Origin of the sequence: Pseudomonas sp. LLC-1, assembly GCF_002992185.1 — a bacterium.
Classification (GTDB): domain Bacteria; phylum Pseudomonadota; class Gammaproteobacteria; order Pseudomonadales; family Pseudomonadaceae; genus Aquipseudomonas; species Aquipseudomonas monteilii.
The window spans coordinates 1-1,034 of the sequence record NZ_LUVY01000039.1; the positions used below are offsets into that span (position 1 = coordinate 1).

Here is a 1,034-nt window from a genome sequence, read left to right on the forward strand (position 1 = left end):
CGCGTCAACGGCCTGCAGCGGGTTTCCGCCGGCAGTGTGTTCGGTGCCCTGCCGCTGAACGTCGGCGACCAGGCGGATGACCGCCGCCTGGTGGACTCGACCCGTTCCCTGTTCAAGACTGGGTTCTTCCAGGACATTCAGCTGAACCGCGATGGCAATGTGCTGATCATCAACGTGGTCGAGCGCCCGTCGGTGTCGAGCATCGAGATCGAAGGCAACAAGGCGATCAGCACCGAAGACCTGATGAAGGGCCTGAAGCAATCGGGCCTGGCCGAAGGCGAGATCTTCCAGCGTGCCACCCTCGAAGGCGTGCGTAACGAGCTGCAGCGCCAGTACGTGGCCCAGGGCCGCTACTCGGCCGAGGTCGACGCCGAAGTGGTGCCGCAACCGCGCAACCGCGTAGCGCTGAAGATCAAGATCAACGAAGGCACCGTCGCTGCCATCCAGCACATCAACATCGTTGGCAACAACGTGTTCGACGATGAAACCCTGGGGCAGCTGTTCGAGCTGAAGACCACCAACTGGCTGTCGTTCTTCAAGAACGACGACAAGTACGCCCGCGAAAAACTGTCCGGCGACCTGGAGCGTCTGCGCTCCTACTACCTGGACCGCGGCTACATCAACATGGACATCGCCTCCACCCAGGTGTCCATCACGCCAGACAAGAAACACGTCTACATCACCGTCAACATCAACGAAGGCGAGAAGTACACCGTTCGCGACGTGAAGCTGTCCGGTGACCTGAAAGTGCCGGAAGACCAGGTCAAGTCGCTGCTGCTGGTGCAGCCGGGCCAGGTGTTCTCGCGCAAGGTGATGACCACCACGTCCGAGCTGATCACCCGCCGCCTGGGTAACGAAGGCTATACCTTCGCCAACGTCAACGGCGTGCCTCAGCCGAACGACCAGGACCACACGGTCGACATCATGTTCGTGGTCGACCCGGGCAAGCGTGCCTACGTCAACCGCATCAACTACCGCGGCAACACCAAGACCGAAGACGAAGTGCTGCGTCGCGAAATGCGCCAGATGGAAGG

Annotated in this window: 1 protein-coding gene; it reads left to right on the top strand. The window is 61.1% G+C overall.

All coding sequences use genetic code 11. The annotated features are described in order from the left end of the window. The coding region (bamA, locus tag A0O30_RS27575; protein WP_105948838.1) for an outer membrane protein assembly factor BamA at positions 1 to 1,034 on the top strand (1,034 nt) is incomplete at both ends.